The organism is Streptococcus sp. E29BA (assembly GCF_041807805.1).
GTDB lineage: Bacteria > Bacillota > Bacilli > Lactobacillales > Streptococcaceae > Streptococcus > Streptococcus entericus.
This window is the reverse complement of record NZ_JBGTZA010000017.1, coordinates 1-18,592: the sequence shown is the minus strand read 5'-3', so window position 1 is coordinate 18,592 and position 18,592 is coordinate 1. Positions and strand designations below refer to the sequence as shown.

Annotated in this window: 17 protein-coding genes and 1 pseudogene; 3 read left to right on the top strand and 15 right to left on the bottom strand. The window is 47.6% G+C overall.

The genetic code is table 11. The annotated features are described in order from the left end of the window. The first annotated feature begins 45 nt into the window (after positions 1-45). Positions 46-5,322 (top strand): discoidin domain-containing protein, encoded by a 5,277-nt coding sequence (locus ACERC8_RS05560; protein WP_373658901.1) that lies wholly within the window; start codon positions 46-48, stop codon positions 5,320-5,322. 83 nt (positions 5,323-5,405) lie between these two features. On the opposite strand, the pseudogene ACERC8_RS05555 reads toward ACERC8_RS05560, so the two are convergent. From ACERC8_RS05555 to ACERC8_RS05510, 10 genes and pseudogenes are all read right to left on the bottom strand, one after another. Next, positions 5,406-5,737: pseudogene (locus ACERC8_RS05555) on the bottom strand (transposase); the annotation flags it as partial. A 287-nt stretch (positions 5,738-6,024) separates the two neighbouring features. Then, complete coding sequence (locus ACERC8_RS05550) at positions 6,025-6,219, bottom strand: helix-turn-helix transcriptional regulator (protein WP_018367605.1); 195 nt, start codon at positions 6,217-6,219, stop codon at positions 6,025-6,027. Positions 6,220-6,226: 7 nt separating this feature from the next. Continuing rightward, positions 6,227-6,454, bottom strand: coding sequence for a hypothetical protein (locus tag ACERC8_RS05545; RefSeq protein WP_373658900.1), 228 nt, complete (start codon positions 6,452-6,454; stop codon positions 6,227-6,229). Beyond that, positions 6,455-7,150, bottom strand: coding sequence for a hypothetical protein (locus ACERC8_RS05540; protein WP_373658899.1), 696 nt, complete (start codon positions 7,148-7,150; stop codon positions 6,455-6,457). A gap of 310 nt (positions 7,151-7,460) precedes the next feature. Next, the gene (locus tag ACERC8_RS05535; protein ID WP_373658898.1) at positions 7,461-7,841 is read right to left on the bottom strand and encodes an HIT family protein; all 381 of its coding nucleotides are present in this window, start codon (positions 7,839-7,841) and stop codon (positions 7,461-7,463) included. 19 nt (positions 7,842-7,860) lie between these two features. Next, positions 7,861-8,754: a haloacid dehalogenase-like hydrolase gene (locus tag ACERC8_RS05530; protein ID WP_373658897.1), complete on the bottom strand. Its 894-nt coding sequence runs from the start codon at positions 8,752-8,754 to the stop codon at positions 7,861-7,863. A gap of 66 nt (positions 8,755-8,820) precedes the next feature. Next, positions 8,821-9,525, bottom strand: a complete 705-nt coding sequence (locus ACERC8_RS05525) for an ion transporter (RefSeq protein ID WP_373658896.1) — start codon at positions 9,523-9,525, stop codon at positions 8,821-8,823. Beyond that, entirely contained in the window at positions 9,525-10,256 is a 732-nt protein-coding gene (rlmB, locus tag ACERC8_RS05520) for a 23S rRNA (guanosine(2251)-2'-O)-methyltransferase RlmB (RefSeq protein ID WP_373658895.1), read from the bottom strand. The genes ACERC8_RS05525 and rlmB overlap by 1 nt, the downstream gene beginning before the upstream one ends. Positions 10,257-10,469: 213 nt before the next feature. Next, complete coding sequence (locus ACERC8_RS05515) at positions 10,470-10,778, bottom strand: hypothetical protein (protein ID WP_373658894.1); 309 nt, start codon at positions 10,776-10,778, stop codon at positions 10,470-10,472. A gap of 8 nt (positions 10,779-10,786) precedes the next feature. Then, positions 10,787-11,608, bottom strand: coding sequence for a GIY-YIG nuclease family protein (locus ACERC8_RS05510; RefSeq protein ID WP_373658893.1), 822 nt, complete (start codon positions 11,606-11,608; stop codon positions 10,787-10,789). Between the two features lie 186 nt (positions 11,609-11,794). Between ACERC8_RS05510 and ACERC8_RS05505 the strand changes: the two genes are divergently transcribed. Further along, positions 11,795-12,610: a mechanosensitive ion channel family protein gene (locus tag ACERC8_RS05505; RefSeq protein ID WP_373658892.1), complete on the top strand. Its 816-nt coding sequence runs from the start codon at positions 11,795-11,797 to the stop codon at positions 12,608-12,610. A 66-nt stretch (positions 12,611-12,676) separates the two neighbouring features. On the opposite strand, the gene ACERC8_RS05500 is transcribed toward ACERC8_RS05505, so the two are convergent. From ACERC8_RS05500 to ACERC8_RS05480, 5 genes are all read right to left on the bottom strand, one after another. After that, entirely contained in the window at positions 12,677-13,489 is an 813-nt protein-coding gene (locus ACERC8_RS05500; RefSeq protein ID WP_373658891.1) for a Cof-type HAD-IIB family hydrolase, read from the bottom strand. 3 nt (positions 13,490-13,492) lie between these two features. Next, entirely contained in the window at positions 13,493-14,056 is a 564-nt protein-coding gene (locus tag ACERC8_RS05495; protein WP_373658890.1) for a TIGR01440 family protein, read from the bottom strand. Positions 14,057-14,743: 687 nt separating this feature from the next. Then, a complete protein-coding gene (gene sufB, locus ACERC8_RS05490; RefSeq protein WP_373658888.1) occupies positions 14,744-16,165 on the bottom strand; it encodes a Fe-S cluster assembly protein SufB in 1,422 nt (473 codons plus the stop codon). Between the two features lie 35 nt (positions 16,166-16,200). Next, positions 16,201-16,638 (bottom strand): Fe-S cluster assembly sulfur transfer protein SufU, encoded by a 438-nt coding sequence (gene sufU / locus ACERC8_RS05485; protein WP_373658887.1) that lies wholly within the window; start codon positions 16,636-16,638, stop codon positions 16,201-16,203. Further along, positions 16,625-17,845 (bottom strand): aminotransferase class V-fold PLP-dependent enzyme, encoded by a 1,221-nt coding sequence (locus tag ACERC8_RS05480; RefSeq protein WP_373658886.1) that lies wholly within the window; start codon positions 17,843-17,845, stop codon positions 16,625-16,627. The genes sufU and ACERC8_RS05480 overlap by 14 nt, the downstream gene beginning before the upstream one ends. Positions 17,846-18,059: 214 nt before the next feature. On the opposite strand from ACERC8_RS05480, the gene ACERC8_RS05475 reads away from it, so the two are divergent. Then, positions 18,060-18,533, top strand: coding sequence for a hypothetical protein (locus ACERC8_RS05475; protein WP_373658885.1), 474 nt, complete (start codon positions 18,060-18,062; stop codon positions 18,531-18,533). Positions 18,534-18,592: the final 59 nt, after the last annotated feature.

Sequence of the window (18,592 nt, the reverse complement as noted above, 5' to 3'; positions counted from 1 at the left end):
TATAATCAAAGAGTTAGTAAACGATTACAAAAAGGAGGGATTTCTATGAACAAGCACTTGTTCACCAAGAAAAGTCAGTTTAGCATCCGTAAATTGACCGTCGGCATCTGCTCGGTCATCATTGGGATGAGCTTTTTATCAGGCGTGGAGGTTAAGGCTGATACTGAAGGTACAAGCCCAGCCCCAACTGGTCAGGGAGCAACCCCGACAGCTGAGACAGGGGTTTCAACAGCGGAAGAAGCCAATCTCGTCGCCAATAGTCCAGCCCCAGAAGTGACCACGATTGCGGTGACCAACCAAAGCATTACCTTGGAAAATGAGGCTATCGCTAGGCATTTTGAGGTTCAGGATGGCAAGCTTCGCACCACCAGCATTGAAAATAAATTAGCCGATGGTAGCGATCGTTTGGAATTCCAAGAGGGGTCTAAGGAGTTTGTGATCCGGTTCAAAGAGACTGATCCAAGCACCCGTCCAACCCCGCCGAGCTACGAACCTTATGCCCAGGATAAGGCCAGTTGGACGGTGACGACCAACTCGGCCGCCAATGCAGGGGCGCGTGAGGGTGCTGTTGCCCTAGCTCAGGACAATAATTTGGGCACCATTTGGCACAGCAACTACAACAATGGTATCGGCACCCCAAACACCCTGCCTGCCCATGTTGAAATCACCTTACCAACCCCTAGAGACCTTGAAACCTTTATCTATGTGCCTCGTCAAGATGGTGGGCAGAATGGTCTGATTAAGGATTACAAGATTTATGCCAAGGCAGATGGTGCTGTCGATTATGAAGAAATTAAAGCTGGCACCATCACTGACAACCCAAGTCAGATTCAGTTTATTGACCTGGGACGTCGCTTGACCAATGTCAAAACCATTAAGTTTGAAGCCCTGTCAGCCCAAAATGGTCAACCATTTGCAGCAGCGGCTGAATTCGACGTCTCTGACCGTTCAGCAACTACGCTCATCGCAGAGCAGGCTCAAAAAGTCGCTGACTACACTGCCCGTATGGAAGCTCACCTTGATCAATACCAAATCAGCCTAGACAAGCTGATTCTGGCTGAAAATGGCATTCAGCGTGAGCGTTCAAACGAAGGGGAAAAACTGACCTTCACTTTCAAACCGCATGTTTACCAAAACGTTCCCGTTACCGTTAAATACGTGGTTGATTTAGCCAAGGACAGCAAGTTTAGTCAGGCTCATTTGCTTTTATCAGTGCCTGAGGCTAATCGTGAACGTTTAACCATTGACACTATCGACCTTCAGTCCTTTAAGATTAAGGCGACGGATCGTGTCCATGATTTCTCAAACCAGGCAGCCATTGCTGAGATGGCAGGCTTTAACGGCTTCTATGCGGGTCTTGGTCAGCCAGTCTACATCAAGAGCTTCTACACGGGTTCAGAATTCCCTGTTGCCCTCAATACCGTTGAGGCTGGCAAGAACCAGATGATTTCTCGCTACTATTCTGGTAAAACCTTGGCTCAACTGGGAGTGGATGCGTCAGGCAACACTCGAACCTGGAACACGGTTGTCGGTGTCGCCCGTTCAGATGACTATCAGGTTATCCAGCAGGATTTCTACGATTACATTTCCAAAATTGGTCAGGATACCTATTTCCGTAAGCAGTACAACTCTTGGTTCGACCACATGCTCAATATCACGGCTGACAACATCCAGTCCAGCTTCAATGAGATTGAGCGTGGCTTTGTCAATGGCGGAGTATCGCCACTTCATTCCTACGTTGTGGATGATGGCTGGCAAGACATGACGACTCTATGGGATTTCAACCAGAAATTCCCTAATAAGCTCTACGATTCCAGTAAGCAGGTTAAACGTTTCGGCTCAGACTTCGGTCTTTGGGTCGGCCCTCAGGGCGGTTATTCTGAGCCTGGTCGACTGGCGGACAACCTGGTTCGCCAAGGCAAGGCGTCTAAGCATGCTGGTGTGGTTTACATTGGTGACAAACGTTATGTTGAGGGCATGGACAATCTCTTTGCCAACTACGACAAGGAATTTGACATCAACTATTGGAAGCTAGATGGTCTCCTGCTCAATCCACGCTCCGATACCGATCCAAACGACAACTTCATCGGTGGTGGTCACCGAAACATGTACTCCATGACCGAGGCTCATGAACGCTGGATTGGTCTCTATGAAACCATTCGTCGGGAGTCAACTGACCCTGATAAGATGTGGATTAACCTGACCTCTTACATTCCACCATCACCATGGTTCCTGCAATGGGTCAACTCCATCTGGATGCAAAATGCGGCTGACGTGGACTACCAAGACCATGTTAAGAAGGATCAATACGCCCATCTGGACTTCGGTAATGATGCTGCGGAAGCCATTACCTATCGTGACGACCGTTACGAGGAACTGGTCAACCTCCGCAAGTGGCAGTTGCCATTTGCTAACATCTACAACCATGATCCAGTTTACGGAAATACCGCCAATTCTGGTAAGAAGTTGGAGCCAAACGCCCAAGGTCAACGACCAAAAATCAACTTCTCTGCTGAAGACCTGAGAACCTATCTCTTCATGCTGGGAACCCGTGGCACAGGCTTCTGGGAGTTCTACTACAGCTACAACATGATGGATGATGAGAAGTGGCAGGTCAACGGTGAGGTGGTCAACTGGATTGAAGCCAACTACGAGACCCTAAAACACGCCAAGTTTCACGGCGGCAAGCCAGGTCACGGTGAGGTTTACGGCTACTCTGCCTGGGATGAGGAGACTGGTATCCTCTCCATTCGGAACCCGATTAACAGCGAGCAGACCTACACCATTACCCTGGATCGCCTGGTCGGGGTGCGTGAGGGCATGACTGGCATGCACCGAACCACTGTTCACGGCGACAAGCGCCATGATAGCACCGCTTTGACCAACTATGGCGACCAAATCAGCCTGACCCTCAAACCTTATGAAACCGTCATCTTCCAGTTTTCGAAAACGGCGGACACCAAGGCGCCTGAGGTTTTGGTGGCAAAAGCTATCGCTGATAACATCATCAGCATTGAGTTTGATGAGCGGATCTTGCCGACAGGAGCCAGCTTTGCTGTCGCAGGAAATACGGTGACAGCAGTTACCTACAACAAAGACCTGAGAACAGCTGTTCTGACCCTGGGCACCCCTCTGAACGATCGCCAAGTGGCAGAAGTGACCTACACCGATGTCGCAGACAATGCCCCAAGACCAAACAAGGCGACAGGCACCTTGTTCGTGACAGCCTACAATCAGGGCGTGATTGAAGACATCACAGCTGTGGACAAGGCGACGCCTCTGCTCAAAGAGGGCATCGAGGGTCGTGGTCCCTTCTCTGTGACAGCAAAAGTCACCCTCAACAGCCTCAACCAAACCATCGCTGAACAAGATGGTCAATGGCGCCTGTCTGTTGACGAGGCTGGTCGTGTCATCTTTGATGTCAAGGGCTTGCAGGTGACTTCGGCACCATTTAGCACCCTCAAAGCAGCTGACCGTGGTACCGCGGATGTCCTCATTCAACCAGGTCAGGAAGCCGTTATCACCGCTGTCCGTGAGAAAAATGGTAGTCTCAAGCTCTTTATTGATGGTCAGCTTCATAATACTGCTCATGATAAGACCAAGGTCAATGACTTTCTGGAAAAATCAACTCTCCGTGTGGCATCGCCAGACTTTGATGGCAGCATCAGCCGCTTTATCTTAGAAGACAAGGCTAGAGACTTCCAGTCAGCCCCAGCACTCTTTGATCAAGTATCCCCTCGTCCGCATGAAGTTGCAACCGAATTGGGTGCGCCAACAGCAACCAGCTTTGACCCCAACGATGGTGGTGAACGTCCAGCAGGCTCTGCCACAGATAAGAACCCAACAACTTACTGGGCAAGCAACCCCAATAAGGACAACACGGTTGAACCACAGCGCTTGACCATTGAATTAGCTGAAGCTCAGGAAGTCGGTCGTGTCCTTTATACTCCACGTCAGATTGCCAATGCGGTTGGTAATGTTAAAAAAGCCTTCCTGGAATACAGCACAGACGGTCAGACCTTTAACCGCGTGACCTTTACCAATGGCAATGCGGACAACACCATTAACATGGTTGACGGTATTGCGTCAACTCCGATGGACTTCACGCCTGTGACAGCCAAATTCTTCCGCTTCACAGCCCTTGAAACCCATCACTGGAGTCCTGCACGTGTGAACAAGGTTGTTGCGGTAGCAGAATTGACCCCTGTGGTAACGGTAACCCCATCGACAGAAGTTCCAGTTACCCTGTCTTACTTGCGCAATACCCTCTATCAAGCAGGAGAGATTGCTCGCGACGAGTATAGAGCAGCTGGACTTGCTGCCTTCGATCAAGCCGTTCGTGATGCCATTGCAGCCTACACTGCGGCTGATAATCAGGAGGCTATTGATGCAGCCAATACAGCGCTTAAAGCAGCCATCGCAGGATTGGAACGCAAGGTAGTTAGCCAGAAAGAACGCCGTGTATCAGTGGTTATCCCTATCCCAGTCGATACAGTTCGCGTCAATGATGACAGCTTAGAACAAGGTCGAATCCTAATTGAAGATGGGGAAGCAGGTGAGGAAATTCATGTTTATCTAGATACTTATGTTGATGATGAGTTGACGGAATCTGGTACAGAGGTTGTGGAGACCATCCCTGTTAAGCCTGCTAAGCCTAAGCGTGAGAGGGTTGGTACTAAGCTTGTGACCCCACCAGCTGATCCAACTCAACCAGCTGTGACACCAGCCCGTATCTTGGAAGATAAGGCGACAGGTATTCAGGTGCTCTTGTCTGAGGGAGAGGATGCTAATATTGTTGCTCTTCGGATTGTGGCTAAGGAAACTGGTCATGTGGCGACCCCATCAGTTCTGAAGGGTGCGGACTACGACCTCTTTGACATCGAATTGGTTGACAAGCATGGTAAGATCATCAAGATGGCTGGTCGTGCCGAAGTTATCCTGCCTGTGGATGCGGGTAAGGAAGTCGCCACAGTGGTTTACCTGCCAAACAGTGACAAGGCAGACAGCCTGCCATTCCGCACTGCTGAGGTGACAACTGTTTCTGGTCAAACTCAGAAAGTCGTGATTTTCACGGCAGAGCATTTCAGTGAGTATGGTATTGTTTACAAACCAGCTACAGTAGTGTCAATCCCTGGAACATCAACTGATGTACCAGTAACGCAGCCGACTGGCTCAGCGCCAACCCCAGCTGGCAGTGCACCTGCTGCTAGCAAACCAACCTTGCCAAATACCGGTGAGGCAAGCTCTAGCCTAGCTCTTCTTGACGGTGCAGCCCTTGTTGCGGCTCTAGGATTGACTAGCCTGAGAAAACGTGAGGACTAATCACACTCTGTTAACCCGCATCTGGTCAATTGACCAGATGCGGGTTTTCTTGGCTCTTTGTCAACTGTAGTGGGTTGACCAATTTAACACCGAGAGAGGACAAAGTTTGTCTTCTCTCGTTTTATGCTCAGTGCAATGAAAATGCGAGTTTTGAAGTTTTCAAAATTTCGGAAACCCAAAGGCATTCCGTTTAATGACCTTGATAAGGTTGTTTGTCGCCTNTTCAAAATTTCGGAAACCCAAAGGCATTCCGTTTAATGACCTTGATAAGGTTGTTTGTCGCCTCTAGTTTAGCGTTTGAGTAAGGCAGTTCCAAGGCGTTGACAATCTTGTCTTTATTCTTTAAGAAGGTCTTAAAAACCGTCTGAAAGATAGGATTGACGCTCGAAATCGTCTCCTCGATCAACCCCAAAAAAAGCTTTTCCCTGACTGCTGCTCGCTTTCTTGTCTCAAGGCTCGCCCTTCAACAGTCACTCCCCTAAATGTTGAAGCCGCCCCTAGATAGTTGACAGATCAAGGAATATCGACTGCCACCGAACAACCGATTGTAGTCCTCCCTTACCAAAACTCTTTAGCCATAATGGGAATGCTTGACGAATGATGCACTCCATCAGTAAAGTGCTACTACCATTTCTTGGTAAAAATCTGATGACTAAACGAACACAGATGGTCAACAGACGTTTCTGCCTGCATTTCCTATACTCATCCTTCCCAAAACAGGTCATCCAAGGTCCTATCTAAAACCTTGCAAATCGCGATACAGAGGTTGATGGTTGGGTTATAGTCTCCTTTTTCGATGGCAGAAATAGTCTGGCGCGAGACACCAACCAGCTCTGCTAAGGCTTGCTGGGAGAGATCTTTCCCAGCCCGAGCAGCCTTTAAACGAAGATTTTTCATCTCTCACCTACTTTCCTTGCTTGAACCAACTGCTCAAAATCTGAGCAAGCAAGGCGACCCCTAAGACCACTAGGCCAGCTCCCCAGTTCAAAGGCTTTTGAGAGGTTGACCACATAAGGTTAGCCACCAGATAAAGCCATAAGAAAGCCGCTCCCTGCTTGGTAGTTAGTCTCTTAGACTGATTTAGCTTAACTAGAAAGACCACATACACCAACACCAGCAGTAACATCACCATCTACTCGTCCTCCTCTTTCTTGTCCTGATAACGGCGATAGAGGATGCTAGCCCCCATGCTAAAGAGGCAAAGCCCTAAAACGAAGAGCGAACCTGACCCCCCTCTGATAAAGAAGGTGCTTAACATCTCCTGCTCTGCTATTGTCCCTAAAAGAGAGGATAGGGTGATGAGCAGCCCAAAAAGCGTGGCAACCCAGCCCATCAGCTGACCCTGTCTGCCGAAACGGTCGTCAACGAAGGGGGAGACGCCCTTGAGATTGGCCAAGGTCATGGTCAATCCCACGCCGCCATAGAGCCCTAGCGCCACCATGAAGTCAAGTGAGATGACATCAGACCAAAACCGACCGACGAAGATGGACAAAACAAACACCGCCATGGCATACCAAAAACCAACAGCATAGCTCCTAAGTAGGAAACTCTGCTGCCGTTCGTCATAGACAGGTCTAGTGTTGAGTCGGCGCAAGCGAGAATCAGACAAATCGCCTGTATCAATCTTATGCTGGAGCAGTTTAGCCGTCCTTAACCCCATGACTAGTCCCAGCAAAAAAAGTGTTGTCAAAACGACTACCGCCCATGCTAGCTTGATGAGAAAGTTATCCTCAGCTGTCAACGCAACCAGTAAGGCTAGCCCATCTACGGCGCTGGTCAGAGCAATGGCTAACCACTGGTTCTTAACAAGGTCTTGTTTGGAAAACATCGCAACCCTCCTGTATGTTTAAGTTACCTTCAGTCTACTCCTTTAGATGAATTTTGTCAAGTATATTTTACAAAAAGATTTTTATTATTAACTTTTTACTTGTTTTATGACTAAAAAAGGAGGCCGGGACAAAAGTCCTAACCTCTCAAGTGATGTTTAATTTTCAAGCAAGGCGCAGTGGTTGAGTGAGCTAACGACTCATCGAATTCTGACGAATGACCGCTTTTTGTCCCACACTCCAATTGATTATACCTAAAGGTCAGGATAGGAATGCGACCACACTGTCTTGTCCTCTGCTTATCCTGTCAACTTAGAGGGCTTTCAAAAATGTCTCCAACTCCCACTGACAAGTTTCAAGGTCAATCTTATCCCAAAAACCATCTCCAGTGCATCGCGGAATCAGATGAACATGAAAATGCGTTCCTTCGTCAATCAACCCCTTGTCGTTGCTTGCCAGAGTGACCCCATCAATCGGTAGATGGGCTTCCAACAGGGCGATTAGCCTAGCTTCTAAGTCAACCAACTCATGACGCTCTGATAACGAGAGGTCTGCCATGCTCAAGACATGACGCTTGCTGATCAATAGCAAATGACCTGTTTGAATAGGATCAATATCAAAAACAAGCTTGAACTGATCACTTTCTAAAAGAATTTGCTCTGGGGTGATGAGGTCACAAAAAATACAGGTCATCTAATCTCCTTTGCTTGATTTAACGGCGGACAGATTGTCCCATGCGGAAATAGGTATGCCGCTTGCCTCGAACAGCAATACTTAATGCCATGATGTTCTCTGGGTCAGGCATGCGTCCATAACCCCCATCACCAATGTGGTGAATATCTGTGCCAACACGTTTATTGCTGAGACCAAAGTCTCTGATGGTTTGGAGGTCTGCACTTTCCTGACTAGTGCCGATAGTCGACATGACTAAGGCACCTTGGGCTTTGAGGTCAGCAACGATATCAGCAAGCCCCTCCTCACGTACGCCAGGTACTGTCCCTACAGCTGGTACGAGAACCCCATCAGCACCAAGTGCAATAAAGTCTCTGAGGGCTTCAGGGTTGACCACCGGTTCTCCCAGCCCTGCCCCATGCATTTTCCCTGCGAAAATGAGGCCACCAAAGTGTTCTTTAGCCAAAATGATAGCTTCTTTGATGGCAGCCAGAGACACTCCAGTTGATGGGTTCCCTGTCAGCATGATGAAATCAACACCCGACTCACGAGCTGCTCTGAGGCTCTGCTCATTGACCTGACGACCGAGGGAAATGTGTACCTGCTCATCAAGGACGGTTTGGGTCTTGTCGACAGGTTCTAAGTTGATTCCAATGGGACGACCTGTCAGGCGCTTGATTTCAGCGATAGGATTGTCACAAGTGTAAAAGCCGACGATGCTCTTGTCAAACACGTCAAACTCATTAAGCACCAAGAGGTCACAACCAAACGTCGCCATCATCTCTGCGTTAGTAACCCCTTCAATCAGGGGAGCAGCTGTCACCACAGTCTCCCCCAAAATCGTCCGACCTTCACTGGTCAAAATAGCCTGTTTGAGTTCATCTTTGGTGATGTTCTCGATGTCGCTCGCATAGCAAGAAATTAAACGTTTCATTAGATTCTCCTTGTATATTATAGGTCTATTATACACTAAAAAACAGCGATTGAAAACGCTGTTTTTTTATTTTTCACGTGCTGTTATTTCCTCCAAATATCCCGCTGTGATAATCCCTGCAGGCAAGGCAACCACACCAATGCCAATAATAGAGCTGAAGATGGTCAGCAATTTGCCCCAATCTGTCTGTGGAACAAGATCACCATAGCCAATAGTAGTCAACGTCACTGTTGCCCAATAAAGAGCGTCTAAAAATTGATGAAACTGACGGGGTTCAAGATTAAACATGACCAGAGCGGAAATAAAGATATAAGCTAAAGCAAAGACAGCCACCAACAACAATGACTCGCTTTGCTTTCTAAGGACCGTTACAATAAGTTGAATATTTTTAGAATAACGAAAAATTTTGAAGACCCTGAGTGATTGAATGAGACGAAAGACCTTGAGCAGGCGGAAACTATTGTTAACCAAGGGCAAAGCAGCCAAAAAGCTAATGGCATCAATAAGGGCTAGAAAGGTTAGGGGGTAGAGCCAAAAGGACAAGGAGCCTTTTTTGAGGTAGAAATCAGCGGTCGCTAGCCTGAGTAAGTAGTCAAAGGCAAAAATAATGGCAACAATTTGCTCGATACCTGTCATGATGGGGCTTGTTCCCTTGCTCATCAGGGGCAACAAACTAAGCAAAATGACCCCAATCATCATGCCATCATAACATTTTGCCCAGATGCTTGCCCGTCCCTCAACAGAAATAATGCTATAGATTGTCTGTCTCATTAACTCAATCGATTCCGATAGACTTCGTACATGAGTACGGCTGCCGCGACACTGGCATTGAGGCTTTGGACATGCCCACTCATGGGAATGGTCACCATCTCATCGACTTGTTTTTTAATATTAGCTGAAATGCCTTTGCCTTCATTGCCGATGATAAGGGCAACCTTGCCTGCGGTGTTCCATTTGGTAGATGGTGTCCCGTCCATGTCTGTCCCAAAAATCCAAAAACCAGCCGCTTTGAGCTTATCCAAGGTTTGGCTGAGGTTGGTCACGCGAGCGATAGGAACATGCTCAACTGCCCCTGTTGAGGTTTTAGCGACAACAGGCGTCACACCAACTGCACGGTGTTTGGGGATAATAATCCCTGTCACATTTGTAGCGTCAGCTGTCCGCAGGATTGAGCCAAAGTTATGCGGGTCATTGAGCCCATCAAGGATGAGGATAAGGGGATTATCTACCTGCTCTGCCATGTCCAAAATGACCGACAAGTCCGTATACGCAAATTCCGACACGCGCAGGACAAAACCCTGATGCACCGCTCCGTCCGCCATCTCTGACAGGGTCTTTTTCGGCGTCCATGAAATAGAGACCTTTTTCTCCGCCGCAAGTGCCTTGACCTTGTCGACATTCTTGCCTCGCAGGTCATCCTGAATATAGAGCTTGTTGCCAGTGTTAGCTTGTAAACTTTCCATCACGGCATGTACGCCGTAGACTATATCTGTGTGTTGCATACCCCTATTTTAGCATAAAACAGGCGATTAAAAAAGGGAGAGATAATTCTCTTCTCCCTTTCTATCTCCCTTTAGCCAGGGATAACGCTGGCTCCTGGGATGTTTTGCGCATATTGTTCTGCGGAAAACTTATCATAAAATTCGCCCAATTTGTTTCCAAATTGGTCTACAACCAACCATTTTTGCATCGCACTCACCTCCTTTCCTGTCAGGTTACAAGTCATCCACACCAATTTTTCCTGTAGCTATATCTGAACGAAAGGTTTCTACTAATTTCTTTGTTAGCTTTTGTCGGCCATATAGTTTTTTGACATGAGAAGTCACATTCATTTCAATATGCTCCCCATCTTCTTCTACAACAACCAATAGAGCTGCTTTACGGTAAACTAGCCAGTTCCCATGTCCACCTCCCAACTCTGTAACTGAATAACCTCTCGGCTTGGCTTCTCTTAAGATATCACGTAATTTCCCTTGTGCAGCATGGCGTTCGGACGACTGGTGCTTCACCTCAACGATTTTCATATTCCCTCCTAATTCTCATTATAGCCGAATGCTCTACTTTGCAGAACTTCTTTCCAATAACTTTCACGTTTTAATATATAGGTATCATCAACCTTAGCATTGTAATTTTCTAGTAGACTGTATTGAAAATGTTCCTTAACATAGTCGAATCCTTCACTGTCAATGACCTTTTTCAATCCCTTGTTACCACCATGTCCATTGGCAATATAGGACTGCCAGCGTTGCAAGAGCATGCCCGCGTCACTCGTTGCCGAGCCAACATAGAGCTTTCCAGTGTGACGGTCCGTAATGAGGTAAACAGCTTTTTGATTGGTCAAAGCGGTAAGCCAATCTTTTTTACCCAAGCGTAAAATCAGTTCTAACTGTTGATAAGAAAGACAAAGGTTGTCATACCCCGGAAAGGCTTCACCTCCATAAATCTCTGGTAAAATCTCATAAACCTCTAAAGAGTCAGCTACTGTCTGAAACCCAAAGACAGGAGCTCGACCCGGACGTTTGCAATGTAGAATAACCCTAGCAAAATAAGGTAAATACTTCTCCACTACCTGACCCTCATAATTTTGTCCAAAAGTAACGCCTAGCTCTTTCGTTACCCGCTTGATGGTCGTCAACAACCATTTATCATGCCCCATTTGGACGAGATTTACTGCAATATCGCCAACAGAATAATTCCGATTTTTATTTCTCCAAAAAAGATTAAAATTATCAACTGTTTCAGGATCGGCTAAATAATTCTGCAAGGGATTTTCACCTGTCCAATTATTGAACTTCACTCGTACCCGTGGCAATTCTTCCTCTGAAAACTGTAAAATATCTTGTAATAGAATCACGGTCTCCTCCTTCTTGTTTGACCATTGGGGTTAAGGTATTGATTGTTAAATCAATACCTGTTATACTAAGTATAACAGGTATCCTCAAATAAGAACCATTCTAAACAAGTTATAGCCAACCTCGACAATTTTCTTGGTCATCTCCCAACAGGTGACAAGTCAGCCTTTTTTTGCTAGACTAGGGCTATGAAAACTCTGATTAACGATGTGCTGACCCTTGACTGGGACCAACTCTTGACCTCACTCGGTGCAAAAACGGCCTACACTCTTCTGATTCTCCTACTGTCTTGGCTCGCTAGGCGCCTCGCCCATTTTCTGGTCAAATGGCTGAGCTCTAAAACCCCACCCTTCACTGCCCAAGACCTTGCCCGTCAGCAAACCTTGGTCAAGCTCTTTTTGAGCCTTTCTGACTACACCATTTTCTTTTTAACAGGCTATGGGATTCTGGCTGTTATCGGTGTACCTGTGTCCAGCCTTATTGCTGGCGCTGGTATCGCTGGTTTAGCCATTGGACTGGGGGCACAGGGCTTTTTAACAGATTTAATCAATGGTGCCTTTATCTTAATTGAACGCCAATACGATGTGGGCGATCAGGTGGTTATCCAAAATATCGCAGGTAAAGTCACTAACCTAGGCATCCGAACCACTCAGCTCAAAAGCAGTGACGGTACCATTCATATCATCCCAAACCGTCACATTACCTACGTTTCAAACTACTCACGGGGCAATCGCCGTGTCCAGATTGACCTGCCACTGCCTTTTGATACTAATTTTGATCACGTTAACAGCTTGTTAACAGAGGTCGGCAATCAAGCCGCTGCTAACCACCCACATGTTCTGGACAGCCCCACCTATCTAGGCGCTCGAAAAGCCCTAGACCAGTCGACCATTTACCGTGTGGAACTGCTGGTTGAAAATGGCAAGCAAGAAAGTGTCTACTACACCTTCTATCAACTATTTCAAAAAACCTTGCAAGAGGCTGGCATCACAGCAAAACGTTAGAAAACTAAAACAATCGGTAGCTCACCCAGGCTACCGATTCTTATTTTTCTGTTTTTCAATCGAGCATCACGATCTTAGCAAGTAACGCTCAATAGCTTCCACGCAGCCACCCTCATCGTTTGTTGGCACAACATGGTTAGCCAGAGCCTTGATACTGGGTTTGGCGTTGCCCATCGCCAGCCCCATACCTGCTTCTTGCAACATGGTACGGTCATTATCACTATCGCCAACACCGATAACCTCCGCCATCCCAAAACCCAATCGCTGACAGAGCAGCTGTAAGCCTGCCCCCTTATCTGCGCCTTGGGCGGTCAACTCAAGACCTGTTCGTTCGGCTTTTACAAGGGTAATAGCCGAGCTAGCCAACTGATCCGCATAGGCTTCTCTCAACTCGGGTGTTTTAAAGTAGATGTTGATTTTCTCACAGGCTTTCTCTGCTAAGAGTTGGTTTAAATCAGATACAAAGACTGCCGTATCCAGATAGAGCTGTCTAAACTGCTCCATATAAAAGGCCTCTATCCGATTAAATTGACTGGACTGCACATAACCTTGCCCGTCAGCCATCACCACGACAAAAACATCTTCCCTATCCAATAAATCACAGACCGTCGCAACAACCTCAGTTGATAAGGATTTTTTTTCCAAAACTGTCTCCGTAGAAAAATCATAAATCAAACCACCGCTAGCAAGTACACCATAACGAACCATCGGCAGAACTGGCAAATAATCCTGTAACTCTGATGCCGACCGTCCTGTCGCAAGGACCACTGTTTTGCCAGCCTCATCCGCCCGACCAAGCGCTGCAACTGTTTCCGGATCAATCGTATGGTCACTCCGCAATAAGGTACCATCCATGTCAAAAGCAATTAGTTGATACATCACTCACGCCTTTCTCATCGCATCCGTCGCATAACTAGCTCGAGCACCGCCGATTAGCTTAGGACGACTTGCAAGAGCCGTCACATGAGCACCACCTAGCTCACGCCGACTGGGGCGCAGGGGCACTTGCACGTGTTTAACATGCATCCCAATCGCCGTGTCACCGATATCCAGACCCGCAAAGGCCTTAATAAACTCAACCACAACTGGATCAGTCATGTACTTGAACGCTGCCACCTGCCCTGAGCCACCAGCCTGCAAGGTCGGCAAGACCGACACCTCATCAAGACCTAGCTTTTCGGACAACTCACGCTCAACAACCAAGGCACGGTTCAAATGCTCACAGCCCTGAACTGCCAAATAAACCCCACGACGAGTCAAGCTCTCTAACACTGTTTTGACAATAACCTCGCCAATCTCCTGACTGGAATTTTTGCCGATAACCCCACCATTCACCTCGCTAGACGACAAACCAAGGACAAAAACCTGCCCTCGCTTAATGCCACTTCGCTCAATAATCTCCTCTATAATCTCTCGCATCTCAACCGCTAAACGTCCTAAATCCATAGTCACCTCACTTAACCTTATTATATCACAAACCCCGATCAACTGGAGCAGGTTCGTTTTTTGGACAATAGCAGAGCTTTAGAGATTATTGCCCTATTTTTTACACAAGGTTGAAAAGTTTTAGCATGAGTTATAAAACAAACCCTTCTACCGCCTCATAAACGGTCTAAAACCAACAATAAGCAATCGTAGGCTCAATTTCTTTAACAATCTATACCTAATCTCGCTTATCCCTACCTATCACCTCAGTCGACAGAACGGTGGTGTTGAGAGTGGGGCAAAAATCGGTCATTCGTCAGAATCCGATGAGTCGCCCCACCTCCTCACAGTTGAGTAGGGCTGTGAAAGCTGATAAAATCAGCGAATTAGAGCCCACTCACCCAATGCGCCTTGCTTGAAAATTAAAAATCACTTGAGAGGTTAGGACTTTTGTCCCAGCCTCAACTGGTCACCAGTAACTACTCACTTCTGTCGGAAGACTTTCGGTGTAAACGAGCCCTATGGCTCGTGTAGCCCAGGGCATCATGGTCTATTATGAGAGTTTCTATGACATTCCTTATTGAAACACCTGAAACTCTTCGAGTTTCAGCGAGCACAGTAGAAAGCCTAACGGCTTTCCTCATCTGCCACCTCGGTTGGAGTGGTCTCGAGCTGAGTAGCCATTAGGCTATTCAGCCGCTGAGACCACTAACCAACCGAGCCCTCCATCTCATATGCAATCAGTCTGTTGAGTTCAACGGCGTATTCCATCGGTAGTTCCTTGGTGAAGGGTTCGACAAAGCCCATGACAATCATCTCGGTGGCTTCTTGTTCAGACAGGCCTCGGCTCATGAGATAATAGAGCTGCTCTTCGGAAATCTTAGACACCTTGGCTTCGTGCTCCAAAGCAACTTGGGAGTTGTGGATTTCATTGAAGGGAATGGTGTCCGATTTGGACAAATCATCCATGATAATGGTATCACACTCGATGTGGCTAACCGATTTTTTGGAATTCTTATTAAAGATCACCTGACCGCGGTAGTTGACTGCACCGCCGCCTTTGGCGATGGATTTGGAAACGATCGACGAGCTAGTATGAGGGGCATTGTGAATCATCTTGGCCCCCGTATCTTGCACCTGCCCCTTATTGGCAAAGGCAATGGACAGCATGGTGCCACGCGCTCCCTCACCCTCAAGGTAGACAGACGGGTACTTCATGGTCGTCTTAGCGCCCAGATTGCCATCAATCCACTCCACCGTGGCATTTTTTTCGGCACGTGCCCGCTTGGTCACCAGATTATAGACATTGTCTGACCAGTTTTGGATGGTGGTGTAGCGCATGTAGGCTCCCTCGTGGGCGATAATTTCCACGATGGCAGCATGGAGACTATTGGTCGAATAGGTCGGAGCCGTACAGCCCTCCACATAGTGAACACTGGCTCCCTCATCAACGATGATTAGCGTCCGCTCAAACTGCCCTGTCCCTTCATTGTTAATCCGAAAATAGGTCTGCAAGGGAATATCACACTTGACCCCTTTAGGGACATAGATAAAGGTGCCTCCTGACCAAACTGCCGCATTAAGGGCAGCTAGCTTATTGTCTGTTGGCGGAACGAGCTTGCCAAAATATCTTTTGAAAAGGTCAGGGTACTCTTTAAGAGCGGTATCGGTATCGGTGAAGACGATCCCTAACTTTTCAAACTCCTCTTTCATGTTGTGGTAGACCACCTCGGACTCGTACTGGGCAGCCGCACCAGCCAAATAGGCTCGCTCAGCTTCTGGAATCCCAATCCGCTCGAAGGTCTCCTTAATCTTGTCTGGCACATCGTCCCAAGAACGCGCTGGTTTGTCCGAAGCCTTCTGATAATAAACGATGTCATCAAAATCCAGCTCCGACAAATCTGCCCCCCAGTCCTGCATGGGTATCTTTTGAAAGGCTTGATAGGCTTTGAGGCGGTAGTCCAGCATCCAATCTGGCTCCCCCTTGACCTGCGACAGCTCACGAATGACCACCTCACTCAGCCCCTTGCCGGTCGAAGCCACCAAATCGATGCCCTCATCATGAAAGCCAAACTTGTACTCGCCCAAGTCAATCGGTGTGGGCTCAATGATTTCCGTTGTTTCTGACATAAGTGTCCTTTCTTTTTCCTACGGTAACTTCTATACTATCTGTCTTCTATATCGCTCAACGCCTTTTCCAACCCCTTCCACGCTAAGGTTGCACACTTGATCCGTTGGGGGAACTTAGACACCCCTGAGAGGAACTGGGCATCTCCCAGCTCTTTTTGTCTGGGGTCACTGGCTCCCTGTACCATCTGGGAGAAGAGCTCTGCCATGGCGAGAGCGTCTGTGACGCTGAGCCCCAACACACTATCCGCCATCATGGAGGCAGACGCTAGCGAAATGCTACAGCCATCTCCATCCCAGCCAATCGCAGCGATACGGTCATCCACCAGCTCAAGGCTGAGAGAAAGGACGTCGCCACAGGTTGGGTTGTGGAGGGTGTGGGGAGCCTGTTCAGGGAGAAGCCCTCGGTGGTGAGGGGTTTTTGTGTGATCTGTGACCACCGCCTTGTAGAGGCTGTCTAGCTTAGAAAGTGCCATCAAAATACTCCTTGGTTGCTTGCAGGGCTAACAGCAGTTTGTCACAGTCCGCCAGCGTGTTATAAAGATAAAAGCTGGCACGCACCGTTGCGCTCACGCCTAGGTAACGATTGAGGGGCTGGGCACAGTGGTGACCCGCACGCACGGCTACCCCCTCATAATCCAGCGCCGTCGCCACATCATGGGGGTGGAGCCCCTCTAGGTTAAAGGACACCAGTCCAGACTGCGGCCGCCCATAGATGGTCACACCGTCCATGCTCTTTAGCCCCGCTAGCGTATAGTCGAGAAGCTCTTGGCAATGGCGGTGCACCGCATCTCCCCCTAGCTGAGTCAGATAGTCGATAGCCGCCGCAAGGCCGATAGCCCCAGCCACATTGGGCGTTCCTGCCTCAAACCGCCAAGGGCTTTCTTTCCAAGTTGCGCTCTGCTCATAAACAAAATCAATCATCTCCCCACCAAAGGTCGTGGGTTCAAATTGGTTGAGCAAATCTGCCTTACCATACAGAACACCAATCCCCATAGGAGCCAACATCTTATGCCCCGAAAAAGCGAGGAAGTCACAGCCCAGCGCCTGCACATCAAGGGGCAGATGGGGAGCAGACTGGGCAGCGTCCACCACCAAGTAAGCCCCCACGTCGTGCACCAACTGAGCGATCTCTGCGATAGGATTGATCACCCCTAGCACATTTGACACATGGCAGAGACTGACAAACTTGGTCTTAGGCGATAATTTTGCCCGCAAGTCCGCCATGTCTAAGCCACCATCTGCCAGCCCCACATAAACCAGCTTTGCTCCTGTCCGCTGGCAAACCTGCTGCCACGGAATGAGGTTGGCATGGTGCTCCATAATGGAAATAATGACCTCATCATCTGCGGTCAAAACCTGACCAGCCAGCCCAGCCACTAGGTTGAGACTATCTGTCGTTCCCTTGGTAAAGATAATGTCTCGGCTAGAGCTCGCATTGAGAAAGCGGGCAACAGTCTCACGCGCTGCCTCATAGGCAGTCGTGGCTCGATTGCCCAGCGTATGCACACCTCGGTGGACATTGGCATTATCTGCTTCGTAGTAAGCTTGAACGGCTTCGATGACCTGCCGCGGCTTCTGGCTGGTCGCCGCACTGTCCAGATAGACCAGTGGCTCATCGTTGACCAGCTGGTTGAGGATGGGGAAGTCTTGTTTTAAGTATAACACAGAATTATTTTTCATATCTTTTAAAACAGCACATAAATCTTTGACAATCATTTTATAAAGTGATAGAACAAAGACGAAGAAAACGTTTTCCTGTTGTTTGTTGCCACTTTTCTCTGGAAAGGAGGAGAAAGAAAAGTGGCTACAGCACTAATTTTAAGGGTATCATTAATCCGTTTTTTCAAAGATGATGACCTCAAAAGTTGCTTCACGTGAGAAAGGAATAGCTCAAATGAAAAAATTGATACTTTCGATAGTCGCTCTTTTAACCCTGTTTAATTTACAAACTGTCGCTAGTGCTAATACTGGCGAAGAACTAGTTGTGTCATTTGAAAAATTAGAATTTACAGTTAACGACTATATGCACGATAATATTGATGTTTCCTACTCCAATAACGGAAACATTGAGGTTGCTACCGTGACTGATTTAGACACAGGCGAAGTCGTGGAAACAATCGAACTTATACCTAATATTCTACCAAGAAGCCCCTTTAGAAACGCCACTAGAGACAAATTCTCACACACTCTACGCCGAACATTTACAGTAGCTAGAACAACTTTACAGCTTGATATACAAGTTGAACTCTACAAAAGAGGATCTTTTAGGCAAATAAACTCAGTTCAAGGAAACTATCTTGGAATAACTAACGCTGTAACCAACACTTACATTGAAAGTCAAACGGTTAACGTGAATCGGTTACACTAAACTAGACAGAATTTATAAAGTGTTCTACACTAAAGAAAACAGGAGAACTCTATGTCTAG